Here is a 21,303-nt window from a genome sequence, read left to right as displayed (position 1 = left end):
TAGGGCAACCTTAAGACAGAGCATAATGTGGTTTGGTTTCATCGTGATGGCAATGAAAACGGATTTATTTAGGATTAGTCCCGCGTTCGATGACCACGCCCACCTGGCGCGCCTGAGCGACAGCACCCGGTTTACTGACTTTGATTTTGACCCACGGCGAGGCGAATCGAGCCAGCAGCAGTGATGCAATCTCTTCTGCTACACGCTCTACCAACGCAAATTTACCCTGGCTGACGTGGTTAATAATCGCTTCAGATACATCGGCATAGCTCAGACAATCGTTAACATCATCACTGGCAGCCGCTTTACGGTTGTCCCATGCCATTTCGACATCGAACACCAGCTTCTGCTGAATCGTTTGTTCCCAGTCGTAAACGCCAATGGTGGTGATAACGGACAGTTGATCAATAAATACGATATCCATGATACGGCTCTCTGTTTTTGTGGTTGCCGGATACCATCCCCGGCGGTTTATGCGTATTATCCACGGATGCTGACTTTAAAACGACCCCCACAAGACGGAACGGTGTTATGAGTGTATTCGCGCTTGGCATGATCATTTTCGCGTATCTGTGTGGCTCCATCTCCAGCGCGATTTTGGTCTGTCGACTGTTCAGATTGCCGGACCCGCGCCACAATGGCTCGGGCAACCCAGGTGCCACTAACGTGCTGCGCCTCGGTGGTAAAGGTGCCGCCGCTACGGTGCTGGTGTTTGATGTATGCAAAGGGATGCTGCCGGTATGGCTGGCTTATCACCTGGGCGTGACGCCGCTTTATCTTGGTCTGACCGCGATTGCGGCCTGCCTCGGCCATATTTACCCGGTCTTCTTTCATTTCAAAGGCGGCAAAGGCGTGGCCACCGCATTTGGTGCTATCGCCCCAATCGGCTGGGATCTCACGGGTTTAATGACGGGAACCTGGCTGCTGACCGTGCTGTTAAGCGGATACTCTTCGCTGGGTGCGATTATCAGCGCACTGATTGCCCCGTTCTACGTCTGGTGGTTTAAACCGCAGTTTACTTTTCCCGTCGCCATGCTTTCCTGCCTGATCCTGTTACGTCATCACGACAATATTCAGCGCCTGTGGCGCGGGCAGGAAAATAAGATTTGGAAAAAGAAAAAGAAGAAACCCTAGGGCATCGTGCATTGATGTCGGGTTCAGGCATGCCTGAACCTGATGAGAACATTTATCCTGGGGTCAGGCGCGCCTGACCCCAATCATAATGCAGGCAGTTCCGCCAGCGGCCAGCGCGGACGCACGGTGACACTGAGATCGGCGTGTTTGTCACCTTTCATCCGCACCATCCCAGCATAAGCGATCATCGCGCCGTTGTCGGTACAGAATTCCGGACGAGCGTAGAACACCTCACCGCCCCGCTTCTCCATCATCTCCGCCAGCTTACTGCGCAGCGTGCGGTTCGCGCTGACGCCCCCGGCAATCACCAGCCGCTTGAATCCACTTTGATCGAGCGCCCGGCGGCATTTTATCGCCAGCGTATCGACCACGGCATCCTCAAAAGCACGTGCTATGTCAGCGCGGGTCTGCTCACTGTCGTCATTGTCGCGAATGGTATTCGCCGCGAAGGTTTTCAGGCCGGAAAAACTAAAATCCAGCCCTGGGCGATCGGTCATTGGACGCGGGAAGACAAAACGCTTTTCCACACCCTGTTGCGCCATTTTTGACAGCATCGGCCCGCCAGGATAGTCCAGCCCCAGCAGTTTAGCGGTTTTATCGAAGGCTTCACCGGCAGCATCATCCACTGATTCACCCAGCAGGGTATATTCACCAATGCCGGTGACGCTAATCAACTGCGTATGGCCGCCAGAAACCAGCAGCGCCACAAACGGGAAGTCCGGTGGATTATCTTCCAGCATCGGTGCCAGCAGATGCCCTTCCATGTGGTGCACGGCAATCGCCGGGACATCCCATGCAAACGCCAGCGAGCGGCCAATGGTCGCGCCGACCAGCAGTGCCCCTACCAGCCCAGGACCTGCGGTATACGCCACCGCATCGATATCCTGCGCCTGAAGCCCGGCTTCCTTCAGCGCCGCCTGTATCAGCGGCACGGTTTTACGCACGTGATCGCGCGAAGCCAGTTCCGGTACCACGCCACCGTAGTCGGCGTGGAGTTTGACCTGGCTGTAAAGTTGATTGGCGAGCAAACCGGCCGCATCGTCATAAATGGCAATGCCGGTTTCATCGCAGGATGTTTCAATTCCGAGAACACGCATGGATTTTTCACCTCATTCTTGCGGCGCGCAGTGTAGCATGAAGGCGCTTTTGCGGGCGGCAAATTTCCCGGTTAGTCGGTTACACCTTGTACAATAAGGTGTTTTTTTTCCCACCAGGGAGGTGGGTTTCGTGTATAATCAGTCCCCTGAAAAAAACCGGCAGCCGCACAGGCCTATCTGTTGGTTACTTAATGCTATGGTGCTTTACAACTAAGCCTGTGTTGGAGTAAAATTCCGCACCATTTTGAAATGAGCTGGCACCGATGTCAGCAGCAAAACCGAATTTATCGAGGTGAGAGTTACATGCCGGTAATTAAAGTACGTGAAAACGAGCCATTCGACGTTGCACTGCGTCGCTTCAAGCGTTCTTGTGAGAAAGCAGGCGTTCTGGCTGAAGTTCGTCGTCGTGAGTTTTATGAAAAACCTACTACCGAACGTAAGCGCGCTAAAGCGTCTGCAGTAAAACGCCACGCGAAGAAACTGGCTCGCGAAAACGCACGCCGCACTCGTCTGTACTAATATCCTGAGGGTTCGCCCTCATGCTTCACAGACTAGTTAGTAGTTATCAGGCCGTGCTTCCGGAAGGAATGCGCGGCTTGTTGTCGTTTATGAACCATAAATAGAAAGCGCCAGAGTTACCCCGGTAACGCTCTGTTTTGATTCCTAAACGCCAATACAGCCAGACACCTAAAGACGCGGAAGTATTTATTTCCGATGATTTTCTGTTTCTGGCAAGGCGGCAACGGAGTGAATCTCCGGGAGCTTACATCAGTAAGTGACCGGGGTGAACGATGGCAGCCAACACCGCCAGAAGCGGAAAGATGAAGGGTAATCCCCAATAGCTTTCTGTTTCCTGGCAAGGCGGCAACGGAGTGAATCTCCGGGAGCTTACATCAGTAAGTGACCGGGGTGAACGATGGCAGCCAACACCGCCAGAAGCGGAAAGATGAAGGGGATTTATGGCTGGACGCATACCGCGTGTATTTATCAATGACTTGCTCGCTCGCACGGATATCGTGGATCTCATCGATGCCCGGGTGAAGCTGAAAAAGCAGGGCAAGAATTACCACGCATGCTGTCCTTTTCATAATGAGAAAACGCCCTCTTTCACCGTTAACGGCGAAAAGCAGTTTTATCACTGTTTCGGCTGTGGTGCGCATGGCAACGCTGTCGACTTCCTGATGAACTATGATCGTCTGGAATTCGTTGAAAGCATTGAAGAACTGGCGACGTTATATGGACTGGAAGTACCGTATGAAAGCGGCAGTGGTCCAACCCAGCTTGAGCGTCATCAGCGTCAAAGTCTTTATCAGTTAATGACCGGTCTGAGCGACTTCTATCGACAGTCACTGACACAAAATGCATCGGCAGGCGCACGTGACTATCTGGCACAGCGCGGCCTGAGCGATGATGTCATTAAGCACTTTTCCATCGGTTTCGCCCCGGCAGGCTGGGATAACGCGTTAAAACGTTTTGGCCGTAATCCTGACGATAAACAGTCGTTGATCGATGCTGGCATGCTGGTCACCAATGACCAGGGCCGCAGCTACGATCGCTTCCGTGAGCGGGTGATGTTTCCAATCCACGATAAACGTGGGCGAGTCATTGGTTTCGGCGGTCGCGTATTAGGCGACGGCATGCCGAAATACCTCAACTCACCGGAAACCGATATTTTCCACAAAGGTCGCCAACTTTACGGCCTGTTTGAAGCGCTAAAAAACCATCCGGAGCCGTCCAAATTACTGGTCGTTGAAGGCTATATGGATGTGGTGGCGCTGGCACAGTTTGGCGTTGATTATGCCGTGGCCTCACTCGGCACATCGACCACCGCAGAGCATATTCAGCTACTCTTCCGGTCAACCGACACGGTAATTTGCTGCTATGACGGCGACAGAGCAGGCCGTGAAGCAGCATGGCGTGCGCTGGAAACGGCTTTACCTTACATGAATGACGGTCGTCAGCTACGCTTTATGTTCCTGCCTGACGGCGAAGACCCGGATACGCTGGTGCGTAAAGAGGGCAAAGAAGCATTTGAAACGCGGATGGAGCAGGCTATGCCACTCTCGTCGTTTCTGTTTGATACGTTGATGCCGCAGGTGGATTTGCGTTCCCCTGATGGGCGCGCTCAGCTGAGTACGCTGGCGCTGCCGCTGATTAGCCAGGTGCCCGGTGAAACATTGCGTATCTACCTGCGTCAGGAACTGGGTAATAAACTGGGTATCCTTGACGACAGCCAGTTGGAGAAGCTGCTGCCGAAGCAGGCGGAAAATGCGAAGCCTGTACCCCAGCCCCAGCTAAAACGCACAACCATGCGTATACTTATTGGGCTGTTGATACAGAATCCGCAGCTGGCCATCATGGTGCCCTCGCTGGATGGGCTTGAGCAGTCAGAAATACCAGGTTTCCCGCTATTCGTGGAGTTAGTGAGCACTTGCGTAGCGCAACCTGGCTTGACGACCGGACAGCTACTAGAGTTATATCGCGGAACAAAATTTAGCCAGAGCCTTGAAACCCTGGCAACCTGGAACCACATGATCGTAGATGATGAAGTGGACACCATGTTTAAGGACGCGCTGGCGAGTATGTACGACGATGCGCTGGAACGCAGGCTGGAAGAACTTATTGCCCGCGACCGCACGCACGTACTCAACGCAGAAGAGCGCCGCGAGTTCTGGACACTGAGCCAGGCACTGAAGAAACAGTAAATGAATAAGGTTTTGACCTTATTACACAGAATTTAGAGGCGTTATCGGCGCAGTCAGTTTGGACACCGTCTGCACGCAGCACCCGGAGCGTACTGAAGTACGTGAGGACTGCGAGCACAGCCGGGGTTCAAAATGGCAAGTGAGATAGCCTCGACAAAGATCAAAGCGGCTTAAGTGCCGAATATCCGTCAGGTAGATCCTGACAGCCGCCATGACGGGCAGCGGCAATAATCTCAACGCCCTCACTGTTATTGTTGGCACGTTAGCCGACCCGACACCAATCTAATTTAACAGAAGTGTGGATACCGTCTTATGGAGCAAAACCCGCAGTCACAGCTAAAGCTACTTGTCACCCGTGGTAAGGAGCAAGGCTATCTGACCTATGCCGAGGTCAATGACCATCTGCCGGAAGATATCGTCGACTCCGATCAGATCGAAGACATCATCCAGATGATCAACGACATGGGCATCCAGGTTGTGGAAGAAGCGCCTGATGCCGATGATCTGATGCTGAATGAGAACAACAACGATACGGACGAAGATGCTGCTGAAGCCGCTGCTCAAGTGCTCTCCAGCGTTGAATCTGAAATCGGACGAACCACTGACCCGGTGCGCATGTACATGCGTGAAATGGGTACGGTTGAACTGCTGACGCGTGAAGGCGAGATCGACATAGCAAAACGCATCGAAGACGGTATCAACCAGGTTCAGTGTTCCGTTGCTGAATACCCTGAAGCCATCACTTATTTGCTTGAACAGTATGACCGCGTTGAAGCGGGCGAAGCACGCTTGTCCGATCTGATCACCGGCTTTGTCGACCCGAATGCCGAAGCAGAAATCGCGCCAACCGCTACCCACGTGGGTTCTGAACTCTCCGCTGAAGAGCGTGAGGAAGAAGAAGAAGATGAAGAGTCTGACGATGACAGCGCCGACGATGACAACAGCATCGACCCGGAACTGGCGCGTGAGAAATTCAACGATCTGCGCGTACAGTACGAAACCACCCGTACGGTAATTAAGGCCAAAAGCCGTAGCCACGCTGATGCTATCGCTGAAATTCAGAATCTGTCTGACGTATTTAAACAGTTCCGCCTGGTGCCGAAGCAATTCGACTTCCTGGTGAACAGCATGCGTACCATGATGGACCGCGTTCGTACCCAGGAACGCCTCATCCTGAAGCTGTGTGTTGAAATCTGTAAAATGCCGAAGAAGAACTTCATCACCCTGTTCACCGGCAATGAAACCAGCGAAACCTGGTTCAAAGCCGCACTGGCGATGAACAAACCGTGGTCAGAGAAACTGAATGATGTATCCGATGATGTGCATCGCAGCCTGACGAAACTGCAACAGATTGAAGCAGAAACGGGCCTGACGATTGAACAGGTTAAAGACATCAACCGTCGTATGTCCATCGGTGAAGCGAAAGCGCGCCGTGCGAAGAAAGAGATGGTTGAAGCGAACTTGCGTCTGGTTATCTCTATCGCCAAGAAGTACACCAACCGTGGTCTGCAGTTCCTGGATCTGATTCAGGAAGGCAACATCGGTCTGATGAAAGCGGTAGATAAGTTTGAATACCGTCGTGGTTATAAGTTCTCGACTTATGCCACCTGGTGGATCCGTCAGGCGATCACCCGTTCTATCGCGGACCAGGCACGTACCATCCGTATTCCGGTGCATATGATTGAGACCATTAACAAACTCAACCGTATTTCGCGCCAGATGCTGCAAGAGATGGGCCGTGAACCTACGCCGGAAGAACTGGCCGAACGTATGCTGATGCCAGAAGATAAAATCCGTAAGGTGCTGAAAATTGCTAAAGAGCCGATCTCCATGGAGACGCCGATTGGTGATGATGAAGATTCCCATCTGGGTGATTTTATCGAAGATACCACGCTGGAGCTGCCGCTGGACTCTGCCACCTCAGAGAGCCTGCGTTCTGCCACCCATGACGTGCTGGCCGGTCTGACCGCGCGTGAAGCGAAAGTACTGCGTATGCGTTTTGGTATCGATATGAATACCGACCACACGCTGGAAGAAGTGGGCAAACAGTTTGACGTGACACGTGAACGTATCCGTCAGATTGAAGCGAAAGCGCTGCGTAAGCTGCGTCATCCAAGCCGTTCTGAAGTACTGCGCAGCTTCCTCGACGATTAATCGACGCGGTGCTCAAAGATGGCTCCTCTCTGAGGGGCCATTTTTTTTACCTGTTATCCAGACCGCTCTACAAGCCGCGTAATTTCAATGCCCTGTCCAGCTCCGCATAAGCCGCGGTCATCTCTTCCTGTGAAGCGCGATTCAGCCCACTGGGGTTGGGTAACACCCAGACCTCCGTCTCACCCAGCATCAGCGGCTGGCGGCCCCACTCCACCTTACTGTGACGAAACGCCTGCTGATAAGCCTGCTTGCCCAGTACCGCCAGCGCCGCGGGCTGAAAGCGTTCAACCTTGTCCACCAGCGCCTGCCCGCCACTCCGTAACTCACTGCCTGCCAGCTCACTGGCCAGCACGGTGGGCCGTTCAACCAGCATGGTGATGCCACAGCGCGTTTCCAGCAGTTGCTGTTCCTGCTCAGGACGAAGCTGCGTCCAGGTGAATCGGGCCTGAAAAAGGGTTTTCCAGAAGCGGTTACCCGGATGAGCAAAATGATAGCCAGTATGCGCGGATGACTTGCCCGGATTGATGCCACAAAACAGCACCCGCAGGCCGGGCTGAATAATATCGCTAATGCCGTGTGCTTCCATGGTGAGATTCCTCCTTATACAACAGGCCCCCGCAAACGCGGAAGCCCGCACAGACCTTAAATCGCCGCGATCACAGCCGCAGTGATCGCTTCGGTTTTCATCACGCCATTAACATGCTGTTGCGCGGTAACCTGCTCAACCGCACGGAGAATAGCATCGGCAGCAGCCGTCTCCCCCAGATGTTCCAGCATCATCGCCGCCGACCAGATCGCCGCGATCGGATTCGCAATCCCCTGCCCGGCAATATCGGGCGCAGAACCGTGCACCGGTTCAAACATCGATGGCACCGTGGGATCGGGATTCAGGTTCGCAGAAGCCGCATACCCCAGCCCGCCCTGAATAGCTGCCCCCAGGTCAGTCAAAATATCGCCAAACAGATTAGAGGCCACAATCACATCAAGCGTTTCCGGGTTCATCACCATACGTGCCGCAATCGCATCAATATGATAACGATTCACCGTCACATCCGGGTAATCACGGGCAATCTCTTCGGTGACTTCATCCCACATCACCATGGTGTATTTCTGTGCGTTCGATTTGGTCACGGATGCAAGGCGCTTGCTGCGTTTTTGCGCCATCTCAAAACCAAAACGCAGAATTCGCTCCACGCCCCGTCGGGTGAAGATAGAGGTTTCCACCGCCACTTCGGCAGGTGTCCCCTGATGGATGCGCCCGCCAGCCCCGCTGTACTCACCTTCCGTGTTTTCTCGGATGCAGAGAATATCAAACTCACTCTTTCGCAGCGGGCCTTCCACCCCCGCCAGCAGGCGGTGAGGGCGGACATTAGCATAGAGATCAAACTGTTTGCGGATGGGCAGCAGCAGGCCATGCAGTGACACATTGTCTGCCACTTTCTCTGGCCAGCCTACCGCGCCCAGCAAGACAGCATCAAACTGGCTCAGCGTTTCAATGCCATTCTTCGGCATCATCTCACCGTGCTCAAGGTAGTACTCACAGGACCACGGAAACCACTCGCCGCTCAGGGAAAAATCAAATCGGCCTGCGCTATGTTCCAGCACCTGCCAGGCAGCTTTCGTTACATCCACGCCAATACCGTCACCGGGGATCACGGCCACTTGATAGCTTTTCATGACTCTCCTTGGATTAATAAGATAACCATCAGAATGACATCTTCGCCCAGGTGGCTAAATTGTGCTGCTTTTTTCGGGTCGCCCGGCGGCAGATGCTGCCGAATACGCAGGCTGAGCCTGTGCGGCATTTTACAGGGCAGAGAAATTACATCACCTGCTGAATCGCCCAGATGGCCAGCGCATGATCTTCATGAGAAGGCAGCCCGCTGACGGTCACCGCGCCAATCACTCCCCCGTTCCCCAGCAACAGTGGGAAGCTGCCACCGCTGTCGGTATAACGCTGTTGATCGAGGAATTTCATCTCAGACATCGGCGTCCCCTGGGCTTTATTCAGCTCCTGAGCGTAGAGTGAAGAGTGTGCATTGCGCAGTACGGTGTGGCGCTTACGGGCGATCCATTCCAGGTTCTCCGAGCTTGAACCACTGAGTGCGGTACTGAACAACACCTGACCAAAGGCATACACTTCAATCGCAACCGGCATCTTTTCCGCTACGGCACGTTCACGCAGCAGGCTGCCAATTTTCCATGCGCTATCGAAATCAAACTGATTGACGCGTACGGTCGCTTCCTGCTCTAGCAGGGTTTCAAGGCTGGGAATCGCTGACATGGGTCTCTCCGGCAAAGGGTAATCAATCTGCCTTGCAGGGTAAATGACATTAACTTTTCATTAAATCAAAAAAGGAAATAAAAATTTTATTTGGGAGGGAGATCAAAAATTGGGATGCAACTGAGAGTAACAACGGGCCGCAGGCGACCCGTTGTCGGTATCAGCGAAAGACGCTGACGGCTTCAACCAGACGCTCGGCCTGATGCTTCATGCGTTGTGCGGCAAGCGCACCTTCACTGACCAGCGCGCTGTTATCATGCGTCAGGCGATCGAGTGCTTCTACCGCCTGGCCCACTTCACCCAGCCCGGTCCCTTGCTCGGCGGTGGCAACGCTAATCTGCTGCAACAGTTCAGTGACGTTCTGCACTTTTTCGACGATATCCCCAATGGCTTTCCCGGCTTCATGCACCTGTCCGGCACCGGATTGTACTTTCAGGTTACTGGCGGCAATCAGGTGGCGTATCTCGCTGGCAGCACCGGCGCTACGCTGAGCAAGATTTCGCACTTCGCCTGCCACCACGGCAAAGCCTTTGCCCTGCTCACCGGCGCGCGCTGCTTCCACTGCCGCATTCAACGCCAGAATGTTGGTCTGGAAAGCAATGCTGTCGATCAGGCCGGTAATGGTGGCAATCTGCCGTGAACTCTCGGCGATTTCGTCCATCGTCACCACCACATTTTGCATCACTTCACCGCCTTTGACGGCGGCACTGCTGGCGGTACGTGAGAACTGATTCGCCTGCTCGGTGCTCTCGCCGTTGCGCTGCACCGTGCTGGTCATCTGATTCATGGTGCTGGCCGTCTGCTGGACGCTGGCCGCCGTCTGCTCGGTGTGGCTGCTGATTTTATCATTACCGCGTGCCAGTTCATCGCTGGCCCGGTGAACATCCAGCACCTGATCGCTGACGTCGTTTAATAACCAGCGGAACATCAGCCCCAACTGGCCGACCGCGCGTAGCGTGGTGCCAATCTCATCCACCCGATCGAGGTGGTTAACATGCGGGTTGGCCCCGGTCGCCACATTCAGCGCCTGACGACATACGGCGGCCAGTGGCCGGGCAATCTGACGTTGCAGCCAGGTATCCACCAGCAGCGCCATTAACGCTGAGAACAGGGTAAATCCGCCCAGCGCGGCCCCGCTTAATCCCGACACAAACGCTGCGGCCACCAGCGGCAGCCACAATGCCAGCACCGCACCGCGGATGCGCCAGCGCAGTGACATCGTTTTCAGTAGCGTCAGCCCGCTCAGCCAGCCCGTACGCACCAACAGCCCACGATGCAAACGCCAGCCCTTCATCCGCCCCTGATTCATTTTCTGATACAGCGCCTCAGCCGCGCGCACCTCTTCCGCTGAAGGCTTAATGCGCACAGACATATGCCCCTGAATTTCACCGTTGCGGATCACCGGCACCACATTGGCACGCACCCAGTAATGGTCACCGTTTTTACGTCGGTTCTTCACCAGTCCGGTCCAGGGCAGTCCCTGTTTCAGGGTGGCCCACATATCGGCAAATGCGGCTTGTGGCATATCAGGGTGACGAACGAGGTTATGGGGCTGGCCGTCGATTTCACTGCGGTCATAGCCACTCACCTCAATAAACGCGCTGTTGGCGTAGGTGATATAGCTAGCGGCATCGGTGGTGGTCATCAGGGTGGTATCGTCGTCGAGCAGGTATTCCTGCTGAGTCACGGGCTGGTGGGTGTGCATTATAACGACCTTGTTATGGTTGTATGAATTTTGCAGGTATTTAAGGAGGGGTTGTCGGCAGGATGTAACTAAAGCTTTAACAATTTTCATCTGATTTGTGCGACAGCACACAACTGTCGCATCATTTCACGGACGGGCAAACGCTTCACGCAACCAGTGGATAAATCCGCTAACCGCGCGCGGGACCTGTGCTGACCATGGGCGTACCACATACAGCATATCGGCAAAGGCACCCACGGCCTGCCACTGAGGCAGTAATTGCACCAAAGAGCCATCCTTTAGCGCCGCTTGAGCACTGAAGTCCGGCAGCAGCGCAACCCCCAGGCCTTCAAGGGCAGCATCGCGGATCGATTCACTGTTATTGGTGGCAAACGGCCCGCTGACATTCACCGCGATACGCTCACCGCCCGTCAGCGGCTGGAAACTCCAGCGCGGCGGTTCCACCCCGCGTGGATAGTAGAGGCACAGATGGTCACTCAGCGCCTGCGGACTGGCAGGATGACCGTAACGGGCAAGGTACGCCGGTGATGCCACCACGACGGCGTGAGTGTGGCACAGCGGCAGCGCCACATGGGTTTCCGGCAGGCTGTTACTGTGGCGGATGGCGAGATCAAACCCCTCACTTGCCAGCGACACCAGGCGGTCGGACACCTCCAGCTGCACACGCACCTGGGGATGCTCGCGCAGAAACGCGGTGATATGCGGCACCAGCTGCTGGCGCGCAAACGCCACGGGCGCCGTCACCCGCACCAGCCCGCGCAGGGGGCCGGCAGAATCGCGCACGCTGAAAAAGCTCTGTTCAATCTGGGCAAACGGCGCACGCAGATCGTCCACCAGTTTCTCTCCGGCGCTGGTCAGTCTTACGCTACGTGTGGTGCGCGTCACCAGCGGCACCCCGGCCAGCTGCTCCAGCTCTTTGATCTTCTGCGACATCGCCGCCTTGCTCACTTCAAGCCGTTCAGCCGCCGCGGTAAAACTGCCCTGCTCGGCCAGCACCGTCAGCCAGTGCAGGTGATTCCATAACGCATCGGTCTTCAGCTCTTTCATGGTTATTGTTCACTATAGTAAATAATCAATTCAAGTATAGCGGTTTTTCCCAACGGAGATTGCGGGTAAATTGGTTTCCAGAGACAGATGCGGAGTCACCGCCGTCAGCCCATTTTCAGCAATGAATTCACTAACAATGTCGAGGTTTCCATGCCGTTACTGCAATTTGATGTCATTCAGGGTCGTTCAGAATCAGAGCTGAAAACACTGCTGGATGCTGCGCACCGTGCAGTCCTGGCGGCCTTTAACGTCCCCGAGCGCGATCGCTACCAGATTGTTCACGAAAACAAAGGTTATCAGATGGTATTTGAGGATACCGGCCTCGGGCTTCAGCGTACCGATAATCTGGTAATGGTGCGGGTTTTTACCAGCCCACGCAGCAGCGAGCAAAAACAGTTCTTTATGGCTGAGCTGTGCCGGGAGTTAAAAGAGAGCTGCGGCATTCTGCCTTCGGACGTGATGATCACCTTTATGACCAATGACAAAGGTGACTGGAGCTTCGGAAACGGCGAGGCACAATATTTGACGGGTGCGTTGTAAGGCACGTCAGACTGGCAGCAGCTCGTAGCGTTTTTTATACTCTCTCGGGCTGACACCAACATGCTGACGAAAGATGCGGGAAAAATAGAGCGCATCGTCATATCCCACCGTCAGGGCCACTTGGGCAATACTGAGATGGGTCGACTGCAAAAGATTACTGGCGCGGATGACCCTTTGTTGTTCACGCCAGGCAAAGATCGTCATCTTCATTTCACGTTTAAACAGATGGGCGACGCGCGACGGTGAAAGAAAGACCTGACGGGCCAGTTGCTCAATGGTCAGATCCTCAGCCAGGTGGTCGTTAAGATACTGGCACAGCGTACTAATACGCGGCTCAATGGTCTGATGGCTGCACAGCGGTTGCCGCTGAAAACAGTCAATAATCAAGCGTTCCAGGGCATTCATCGCCAGTGCTTCCGCCAGCAAACCACTACGGCCATTCTGCTGAATCACTTCAAGGAACAGTCGCTGCGCCTGTTCACTCGGCTGGCCGAGTGGCAGGGAGGTGATGCCGATGCCATTGATCACCTGATCCCAGCGCAACCAGTCAAGCCAGTATGGCCGTGGCAGAAAGTAGATCCACAGATGATCCCAATGTTCATGATGTTCGGCGCGGCCATAATGATGCGCCACGCCGGGAGGAAACAGGAAAAGATCGTTCTCCCGGCTGGCAATATCGCGGCATCCGGCCCGAATGCGTCCCTCACCGCGCAGGGTCAGATGCAGGATATAGCCCTTCATGCCCTCCGGACGATTAATGTAGTAATCCAGTTTGCTGCCACGTGAAATGGGGGTAAAACCGGCCACCAGCCAGGCGCTGAAGGTAAAACTTTTCATCAAGGGTGAGTCATTCACCATATCCTGCTGATTGAGTTCCATAATTCTGCTCTGTTCACCGGTTACCCCACTGCCTCAGTCTCCCGGCGTAAATTGATAAATATGCACGCCCCAGGGATCGAGGCAAACCTCGGTTCCCGCGTTCACACGACCTCCGTGAAGCACGTCCTCTGCCGCCTGAGGCAGACTAAAGCGTATCGCCGTCGCTGAATAATTAAAACAGAACATCAGCGGGTTACCCGCTTTATTGATCGTTTTACGGGTAATCAGTGGGAACGTATACCCGACTGTTTCACCACTCAACCGCTGGACCAGGCGGGCAATCAGGGATTGCCCCGCAAGGAAGCCCAGATAGATCGCCCTGCCCGCACCATAGTCAGCTTCGGTGATCGCCGCATAGTCACCCCACGCCGGATGCTGATAGCGCGCCAGTACCTGCACACGCGGATCGTTATCCGGTGTCAACAGCTCCATCCACAGCTCTACCGGCTCATCCTGATCCAGTTGCAGATCGGAACAGCTGTTCAGTGTCACCTGCTGTGGCAGGGCGAACTGGCTGTAGCTGACGCGGCAGCTCTGGTTAAGAATCCCGGGCTGACGCTCTGTCCGCACTTTAACATGCTGATCGCTGAAGCCACTTTTGAAACCAATTAAGGCCTGACCGCCCGCCTCAATATAGCGGTTAATTCGCATCAACAGCGCATCATCGGCAGCATACAACGCAGGCACCACAATCACCCGGTAGCGTGCGCTGTCCACATCAACATCGTTGATAATGTCCACGCCAATATTCGCGTCGTAGAGTGCATCATAGAAACGGCGGAAAATATCGTTATAGACATTGGTCTGCGCATCTCCCGGCTTAAACCAGTTAAAGGCTTCCATCGCGGTATTGCTGACTAAAATCGCCACATCGTTTTCACAGCGCAGGGAATCCAGCGTGGCGGACAGACGGGCAAAATCAGCGCCAATCGTTTTAGCTTCAAGATAGGTGGGATTTGCTGAAAAATCATGACTTAACAGCCCTTTCCAGTATGTCTCAAACGAATTATGGATCGAATGCCAGTGCCAGTACGACACCATTTTGGCCCCGGAGGCAATATGGCTGAAGGCCTGCAAACGCAGCTGGCCGGGATACGGCGTCCACTGGGCGAAGCCCTGCGCCTGGGTTTCCAGCACCAGATAATTTGCCCCCTGCTTTAGCCCGCGCGTCACATCCCCACCAAAGGCAATCTCCCGCCCGGTCAGCTGTTGCTGGGAGGGATGGTAGATATCCACCCCCGCAATCGTGAGTGCTTCGGCCGCAGCAAAATGATCCACACGTGGCTGGATACCGTACGAGTAACCGCGCCACTCAAAATCAAAGTTATGAGTGATAAACTGCTCTGGCTGCTTATATTCGGCGACAATCCGGCTTTGCCAGGCGAGATAATCGGTCACTTTCTGACGCTGGAACGCAGCAAAGGCACTGCCCAGGCTGGCATTGATCGTACTCTCTGGTGGCGGGAAATCCTGCCAGTTATCAATGCGATTACTCCAGTAGTCCAGCCCAAAGTCGACATTCATCTGACGGATATCGGGGTAACGCCGTTGCAGGCTGTGAATAAACTGCTGCCGCATCTCCGGCCCGACGTTATCGTAGTGTTTGGTTTCGTTATCCAGCTGGTAGCCAATAATCGCCGGATGGTGCTGCACATGGTCTAGCAGCACACGGATGATGTTTTCGGCGTAACTCAGAAAAACCGGGCTGACAATATCCATAATCTGACGACGACCATACTTCTGCTGCCCGGAAACCGTGGTAACCATCACCTCCGGGTGTTTTTTCGCCAGCCAGGCAGGAATGGCGTAAGTCGGGGTGCCGATAATCACATGGATGCCTGCGTGCTGCATGGCATCCAGCACGCGATCAATATGCCTGAAGTTGTACTCCCCTTCCTGCGGCTCCAGCGTACTCCATGTCGATTCCGCGATACGCACCACATTGATTCCGGCATCAAGCATCATGGCGATATCTTTTTCCAGCCGCTCCTCCGGCATATATTCGTCGTAGTAAGCCACTCCGTAATAGAGTTGAGACATTTTCTCCCCCTTATTCAGTAATAATATGATTGCGGCGGGCAAACAAACGCGTGCCTTCCAGCGTGAAGAATGAAATAGCGGTAAACACCAGTGCAACGCTGCCAAGAATGATATAGCTATCAGCAAAGCCCATATTTTTGTACATATGACCAATACCGCTGGAGAGGAAAATTTCACTGAAGCGTTTAGAGAACTGGAACCCAATCAGATAAACCGTGGCAGATAACCAGGGATTAAAGTTGGCGATGATATATTTTAATCCCGCGACCAAAAATACCGAACTTTCGAAACCATGCAGCATTTTCACTGCGCTAATGGATACCGGTCCGACAGCATAAGCGGAACCAATAATACGCAGACTCATAATCAGACCACAGTAAATCAGTGCATTTTTAGGGCCTATTTTATTGACGAACCAGGGCGCAAAGAACATCACCACGGCATCGAGAAATATCTGCGCGGTGTACAGATAGCCAAATACTTCAGCGCCGCGCGCTTTAGACGAGAAAAAATGGCTGTAGTAGATGGCAAACTGCTGGTCGTAGGTCTCATACACGGCGCCCACGCCCACCATATAGAGGCAGAAAAACCAGAACTTACGCAGTTTTAGCAGGTTACGAACATCCTGCAACGTCACCGGTGTGCGGGGGGCGACAGCAGCGCTGGCAACGGCAGCCACCTTCGGATCGGTTTTCCAGACAATCAGCATCAGGGCAATCCCCCCTGCGCTGGCCATCCAGAAAATATAATCCTGGTTAATCCCGTACAGTTCGCCCGCCAGGAACGTCCCAATCGCAGCACCAATTCCGCCAAACATCCGGGCGCGGCCAAACTCAAAGCCGGTCATACGGCTGACTTTATCAATATAGGCTTCGCATACCCCACACCCCGCACCAAATGCCAGGCCGATATACACACCCCCGGCAAATGCACCGAGGATCACATTATATTTTAACAGTGGAGCAAAGACCCAAATCCAGTAAGGAGCAAAAATCGTAATAATGATCGCCAGCATCCACATTAGATGCTTACGAAATACCAGACGATCGGCAACAAAACCAAACAGGGGTTGTACGCAGACAGAAACAATAGCGGTAAAGGAATAAACCAGCCCCACATCTGCATAATCAATGCCGATGGTATCGGTCAGCCACAATGAAAGATACGGATAACAACTGCCCCAGCCAATAAAGAAAAACAAAAAAAACAGGCAACACATCAAATAATTTTTTTCAATCTTAAACATGATGCACCTCTTCCATATGACGGCCTGATTACCGTTATGAGATGCGCTAACTTAACGCCAATTAATTCGACAAAGCAGGAGTGACACGCTGGCAACATAGAAAAATCTGCTGCTACCGAAAGGTTTGTGAGGTAACTCACGCCGGGGAGAGGAAAAACGCGTGGGAAAGCACACTGACGCCCCGGCTAATGCCAGAGCGCCAGTAAAGACTTAGAAGTCGTAACGCAGACGGACCAGGTTCATATCACCCAGATCGTCGGTGCTGGAGGTAAACACGTGTTCATAATCAACACGGAAACCGTAATCCAGTTTAAAGGTCACCCCCACGCCGTTATCAATGCGCTGGTAATCACGCCCGGTGACATACTGCAGACGGTCGCCCATAACGTACGGCATCACAGACTTCAGGCCATAAGCGCCGACCGGCACGGTATAACCGGCGAGGTATTCCACCCCCCACGCGTTACCCGAGAAGTAGTTATTCACATCGGCTTTTTTGGTGGTGAGGAAGTTATCGTACCAGCCGCCACCGACGGTGAAGGTCCAGTTATCCGGCTGCCAGCTCAGCGCAGTACCTACGATGTTCTGATCGTACGTCTTCTCATCACTGTTGCCCGGATTGCGCATTTCGGCACGGGTGTAGTTCCATGCGGTGCCCCACGTCAGGTCTTTGGTGATGTGGTAATCCACACCCAGTGAGCCACCGCCTTCACGCTTGTAACGCAGGCCGTTGCCTGGCAGATAGTCGCTGTCAGAGAACAGGTAAGAGGCATAGACATCGGCATCGCCAAAGGTGTTTTTATATTTCAGCATTTTGCGTGAGCGGTAAGAACCGTCGTAATCGCCGTTAATGCCGTTACCCGGTGCCTGGCCTACCATGTCGTAATCCCAGATATCAGTTTTGGCACCCACCACATCGTAATAAACGCTATTCTGCTGGCCGAAGGTCAACTGGCCCCAGGTATTACTTTTCAGGCCGGTATATAACATACGGCGCGAGGTATTATTTGCCCCCTCGGCATGATGATTATCCCAACCAACCAGCGCCGGAATATTGACACCCAGTTCGTAATAACTGATCCAGCTAATGTCATCAAACAGATAATAATCAGCGGCGAAGCGGAAACGGGTACCGCCATCAAAACCATTTCTTTTATAGGAACCTTTATCACTATCGCCGGTCATATTATTGAACTGAGGACGAATGCTGCCGCCCACGGTAAAATTCAGACGGCTTAAGGGGTCACCGGCCTGAGGGTCCTGCTTCAGTACGGTAATCTCAGCCTGGGCAGCAAATGAAGCACTGCCGACAATCAGCCCCAGACCAATGGCCTGAGTTAAAATGCGCATCTTTGTTAACATTTTTTATTCCTGCGTAATATAGTCAAATAAATAGCACAAAAATAGTAGCCTGAACCGAATTGAAAAAGACTCACCTGCTGTACTGTTTTGTGCTGTTTACGCCGAAAATAAATTAAGCAAACATTTCAAAGGGTAACTTTAGTCATATAATTAATCATATTGTGCTTTATTTTTGTTATTTTTATAAAATAGGTAGATATATCTGATTGATGCAGGGAATACAGAAAACATCTTTTCTCGTCATTCTTTCTCTGCACAGGCCGTTTTACGCTGCGGCGGCACCCGTTTTCTGAGCGGGAATCCGGCCAGACAATCGAAGAAGCTTCCCGGCAGTGGCCGGAATGTGTGAGCCAAATCTGATTTTTCTAATTATTTCCCCGACGGGGAAAAGGTTAACACTATTAATTTTCACGCCCCCTCGTTTCACCGTAACAGGCAACCCTGAGCCCGCCTGACCCGCAGCCACCTTGTCTCGCCGAGTATGTCGCCCTCACACATCAGCCGATCCGTCTGCACGCCCTGCTTATCAATTATTCGGATTTCGCCACATTAACTTAAACAAAGGTTAAACCACAGTGATCCAACCCCCTGTAACCTCACATTTTCCTGTCCACCTTGAATGTTGCCAGGGATAATTTGTTGCGTTAAATTAATTCGTTACATTTTTGATTCATCACTTCGCAGGCACCTGACAAGGATTGCGTCACAGACAGGGTAAAAATCGATCTCATGGTTTCAGAATGGTTATCGCTACTCTTTTTTACTGCATCAGCTTCTCTCTACGCATGGAAGGCGGGACGTCATAAGCTGTGGTTTTCTGCGGTGCTGGCTCTGCTCGGCATCTATATCATTCTTAATGCGTCCCTGTTTGCCAGTAACTATTTTACCGGTGAAGGCATTAATGACGCGGTGATTTATACGATTACCAGCAGCCTGAGCGGTGCCGGATTACAGAAGTATATTCTGCCGGCAGTCGGGCTATTAATAAGTTTATTCCTGGTGTTTTTATTATTATCCTGGGTATTACGACTGCGAAAAAGCCACAATTACAGTCAACTTTATAGTGCGCTGGCACTGTTGCTGGCGCTGGCATCGATAAAAACCACACCGGCGTATCAACAAGTGACTGCATTAATAAAGTCACAGGTCAGCAAAGGGGAGTCGGATTTTGACGCCCACTACAAAGTGCCGGGAAAAACCCTGCGCGGCGAGCGTCCGAACCTGGTCTATATCTACGCGGAGAGCCTGGAGCGCACCTACTTTGATGAAAACGCGTTCCCGAAACTCGCCCCGGAGCTGTCTGATATCAAAAACAGCGCGGTGGACTTCAGCAACACCGAACAGCTTCCCGGCACCGAATACACCATTGCCGGTATGGTGGCTTCGCAGTGCGGCATCCCGCTGTTTGCGCCGTTTGACGGCAACGCCTCCAGTTCACTGTCCAGCTTTTACCCGCAAAACATCTGCCTGGGTGACATTCTGAAGTCCTCTGGCTATCAGAACTATTTTTACCAGGGTGCCAGCCTGAGTTTTGCCGGAAAAGATCTGTTCCTGTCGTCCCACGGCTTCGACCATATGTATGGCTTTAAAGAGCTTTCAGGCGTGGTCAAAGACCCGAAATACCGTAATGACTGGGGCTGGTACGACGATACCGTGCTCGACATCGTGTTTGAGAAATACCTCGAACTGGCGCAAAAAAACCAGCCGTTCTCGCTGTTTGCCCTGACCGTGGATACTCATCATCCCGATGGATTTATCTCACGCAGCTGCCAGCGCAAGTCGTATCCGTTTGAAGGCAAAGAGAACAAATCCTTCGCCGCCGTGGCCTGCGGTCAGGAGCATATCGCAAAACTTATCGCGAAAATCCGTGCCACACCGTACTTTAAAAACACCATTATTGTCGTCAGCTCCGATCATCTGGCAATGAACAACACGGCGTTTAAATACCTGAATCAGCACGACCGCCGCGATCTGTTCTTTATGCTGCGCGGTGATGATGTCAGCAGCCGGATCATCAACGTTAAGCGCAACACGCTGGATAACGGTGCCACGGTGCTGGATGCCATGGGCGGCGATAACTTTATCGGCCTGGGCCGCAGCAGCCTGTCGTCAACCTCACTTTCCACCACTTATCTCAATATCAAAGAGAAAATTAATCAGTGGAAGCCGGACGTGATCCAGCTGTGGAACTTCCCGAAAACGATCTCTGATTACAAAGTCGATACGGAGAAAAATACCTTTAGTTTCTCCGGCTCACATTTCAAGCTACCGCTGTTGCTCTCCGTGATGCCCGGCAAAATTGAACCGAAGTTCGATACCTGGCTTGCCACGCCACTGAAGCAGCAACTGGCAAAATTCGCGCCTGATGAAAAGTTTGTCTGGATTGATCGCTGCTACAAGATCGGCAGCGTGTGGGATGAGAAGCTGGCGATGCACAGCGGCCTGTGTGTGGCGAACGGTACGCTGAATACGTCCCCGACGATCTCAGAGGTTCAGGCGGGCGGTACGCTCGGCAAGATTACCTTCCCGGCGAAAACCGTATCGAGTGATGAACAATATCAGCGCAGCGTCACGCAATTACAGATTGCTGATGTCGACCTCAAGTATCGTTCTGACAGCATCCTGTTTAACCTGCCTGGCCTGCCACAGCAGGTACAGAAAGTGTCGGGTCTCTCCTACGTTGAGCCCTGGGGCCGCTGGTCCGATGCCAATCTGCTGCCACAGATTACCGTGCAGTATCTGGAGCCGTTACCTGCCGACTTTACGCTGACGCTGACCGCGCGTGCCTTTGGCGAGAATGCCCTGCGCCCGATCACCGTCAAGGTAGGCGAGTGGCAACAACAGGTCACTTTTGGCGAGCAGGATAGCACGCTGACGCTTCAGGTCAGCAATCCCGGGAAGGTACGCGACATTGTGATCACACCTCCCGCGCCGGTGGAGTCCAGCGTGGGTGTTATTGATGGCTTTGCGGCCCGAAAACTGGGCGTTGGCCTTGTCAGTCTGCGGGTTACCCCGCAGCCCTGACAGGGCACGTTTTCTCCACAGGAAAAACTTGCAGATAAAATCAGAAAATCTACTATAAAGCGTTATCCATTTACTGACAGGGATGC

General features: G+C 53.2%; 17 protein-coding genes. 6 read left to right on the top strand and 11 right to left on the bottom strand.

Going from position 1 to position 21,303, the window contains the following annotated elements:
* Positions 1 to 64 precede the first annotated feature (64 nt).
* On the bottom strand, positions 65 to 424 hold the full coding sequence (folB, locus tag FVB43_RS04030; protein ID WP_133843874.1) for a bifunctional dihydroneopterin aldolase/7,8-dihydroneopterin epimerase: 360 nt from the start codon (positions 422 to 424) through the stop codon (positions 65 to 67).
* A 107-nt stretch (positions 425 to 531) separates the two neighbouring features.
* Between folB and plsY the strand changes: the two genes are divergently transcribed.
* Entirely contained in the window at positions 532 to 1,134 is a 603-nt protein-coding gene (gene plsY / locus FVB43_RS04025) for a glycerol-3-phosphate 1-O-acyltransferase PlsY (RefSeq protein WP_159337350.1), read from the top strand.
* 83 nt (positions 1,135 to 1,217) lie between these two features.
* On the opposite strand, the gene tsaD is transcribed toward plsY, so the two are convergent.
* On the bottom strand, positions 1,218 to 2,231 hold the full coding sequence (gene tsaD / locus FVB43_RS04020; protein WP_133843878.1) for a tRNA (adenosine(37)-N6)-threonylcarbamoyltransferase complex transferase subunit TsaD: 1,014 nt from the start codon (positions 2,229 to 2,231) through the stop codon (positions 1,218 to 1,220).
* A gap of 303 nt (positions 2,232 to 2,534) precedes the next feature.
* Here tsaD and rpsU point away from each other — a divergent pair, with 303 nt between their 5' ends.
* The 3 genes from rpsU (at position 2,535) to rpoD (ending at position 7,090) form a co-directional block, all read left to right on the top strand.
* Positions 2,535 to 2,750 carry a 30S ribosomal protein S21 gene (rpsU, locus tag FVB43_RS04015; protein WP_001144069.1) on the top strand — a complete coding sequence of 72 codons (216 nt, stop codon included), beginning with the start codon at positions 2,535 to 2,537 and terminating at the stop codon, positions 2,748 to 2,750.
* A gap of 440 nt (positions 2,751 to 3,190) precedes the next feature.
* On the top strand, positions 3,191 to 4,936 hold the full coding sequence (gene dnaG / locus FVB43_RS04010; RefSeq protein ID WP_133843880.1) for a DNA primase: 1,746 nt from the start codon (positions 3,191 to 3,193) through the stop codon (positions 4,934 to 4,936).
* Between the two features lie 312 nt (positions 4,937 to 5,248).
* On the top strand, positions 5,249 to 7,090 hold the full coding sequence (gene rpoD, locus FVB43_RS04005) for an RNA polymerase sigma factor RpoD (RefSeq protein WP_133843882.1): 1,842 nt from the start codon (positions 5,249 to 5,251) through the stop codon (positions 7,088 to 7,090).
* Positions 7,091 to 7,157: 67 nt separating this feature from the next.
* Here the strand turns inward: rpoD and mug are convergent, their stop codons facing one another.
* From mug to FVB43_RS03980, 5 genes are all read right to left on the bottom strand, one after another.
* The gene (mug, locus tag FVB43_RS04000) at positions 7,158 to 7,676 is read right to left on the bottom strand and encodes a G/U mismatch-specific DNA glycosylase (RefSeq protein ID WP_133843884.1); all 519 of its coding nucleotides are present in this window, start codon (positions 7,674 to 7,676) and stop codon (positions 7,158 to 7,160) included.
* 56 nt (positions 7,677 to 7,732) lie between these two features.
* Complete coding sequence (locus FVB43_RS03995) at positions 7,733 to 8,767, bottom strand: tartrate dehydrogenase (RefSeq protein ID WP_159337348.1); 1,035 nt, start codon at positions 8,765 to 8,767, stop codon at positions 7,733 to 7,735.
* Positions 8,768 to 8,912: 145 nt separating this feature from the next.
* A complete protein-coding gene (locus FVB43_RS03990; RefSeq protein WP_133843888.1) occupies positions 8,913 to 9,374 on the bottom strand; it encodes a heme-degrading domain-containing protein in 462 nt (153 codons plus the stop codon).
* A 160-nt stretch (positions 9,375 to 9,534) separates the two neighbouring features.
* Positions 9,535 to 11,079, bottom strand: coding sequence for a methyl-accepting chemotaxis protein (locus FVB43_RS03985; protein WP_133843890.1), 1,545 nt, complete (start codon positions 11,077 to 11,079; stop codon positions 9,535 to 9,537).
* 126 nt (positions 11,080 to 11,205) lie between these two features.
* Positions 11,206 to 12,126 carry a LysR family transcriptional regulator gene (locus FVB43_RS03980; RefSeq protein WP_167863417.1) on the bottom strand — a complete coding sequence of 307 codons (921 nt, stop codon included), beginning with the start codon at positions 12,124 to 12,126 and terminating at the stop codon, positions 11,206 to 11,208.
* 150 nt (positions 12,127 to 12,276) lie between these two features.
* Here FVB43_RS03980 and FVB43_RS03975 point away from each other — a divergent pair, with 150 nt between their 5' ends.
* On the top strand, positions 12,277 to 12,666 hold the full coding sequence (locus FVB43_RS03975) for a tautomerase family protein (protein ID WP_133843894.1): 390 nt from the start codon (positions 12,277 to 12,279) through the stop codon (positions 12,664 to 12,666).
* 6 nt (positions 12,667 to 12,672) lie between these two features.
* On the opposite strand, the gene araC is transcribed toward FVB43_RS03975, so the two are convergent.
* The 4 genes from araC to FVB43_RS03955 all read right to left on the bottom strand — a co-directional run bounded on the left by araC (position 12,673) and on the right by FVB43_RS03955 (position 18,193).
* A complete protein-coding gene (araC, locus tag FVB43_RS03970; RefSeq protein WP_167863416.1) occupies positions 12,673 to 13,545 on the bottom strand; it encodes an arabinose operon transcriptional regulator AraC in 873 nt (290 codons plus the stop codon).
* Positions 13,546 to 13,578: 33 nt separating this feature from the next.
* Positions 13,579 to 15,585, bottom strand: coding sequence for a beta-galactosidase (locus FVB43_RS03965; RefSeq protein WP_167863415.1), 2,007 nt, complete (start codon positions 15,583 to 15,585; stop codon positions 13,579 to 13,581).
* Between the two features lie 10 nt (positions 15,586 to 15,595).
* Positions 15,596 to 16,831 carry an oligosaccharide MFS transporter gene (locus tag FVB43_RS03960; RefSeq protein ID WP_133843900.1) on the bottom strand — a complete coding sequence of 412 codons (1,236 nt, stop codon included), beginning with the start codon at positions 16,829 to 16,831 and terminating at the stop codon, positions 15,596 to 15,598.
* Between the two features lie 210 nt (positions 16,832 to 17,041).
* Positions 17,042 to 18,193 (bottom strand): porin, encoded by a 1,152-nt coding sequence (locus FVB43_RS03955; protein ID WP_167863414.1) that lies wholly within the window; start codon positions 18,191 to 18,193, stop codon positions 17,042 to 17,044.
* A gap of 729 nt (positions 18,194 to 18,922) precedes the next feature.
* Between FVB43_RS03955 and opgB the strand changes: the two genes are divergently transcribed.
* The gene (gene opgB / locus FVB43_RS03950) at positions 18,923 to 21,217 is read left to right on the top strand and encodes a phosphatidylglycerol--membrane-oligosaccharide glycerophosphotransferase (RefSeq protein WP_159337345.1); all 2,295 of its coding nucleotides are present in this window, start codon (positions 18,923 to 18,925) and stop codon (positions 21,215 to 21,217) included.
* Positions 21,218 to 21,303: the final 86 nt, after the last annotated feature.

This window comes from Erwinia rhapontici (assembly GCF_012271765.1).
GTDB lineage: Bacteria > Pseudomonadota > Gammaproteobacteria > Enterobacterales > Enterobacteriaceae > Erwinia > Erwinia rhapontici.
This window is presented reverse-complemented; position numbering and strand designations above follow the sequence as displayed.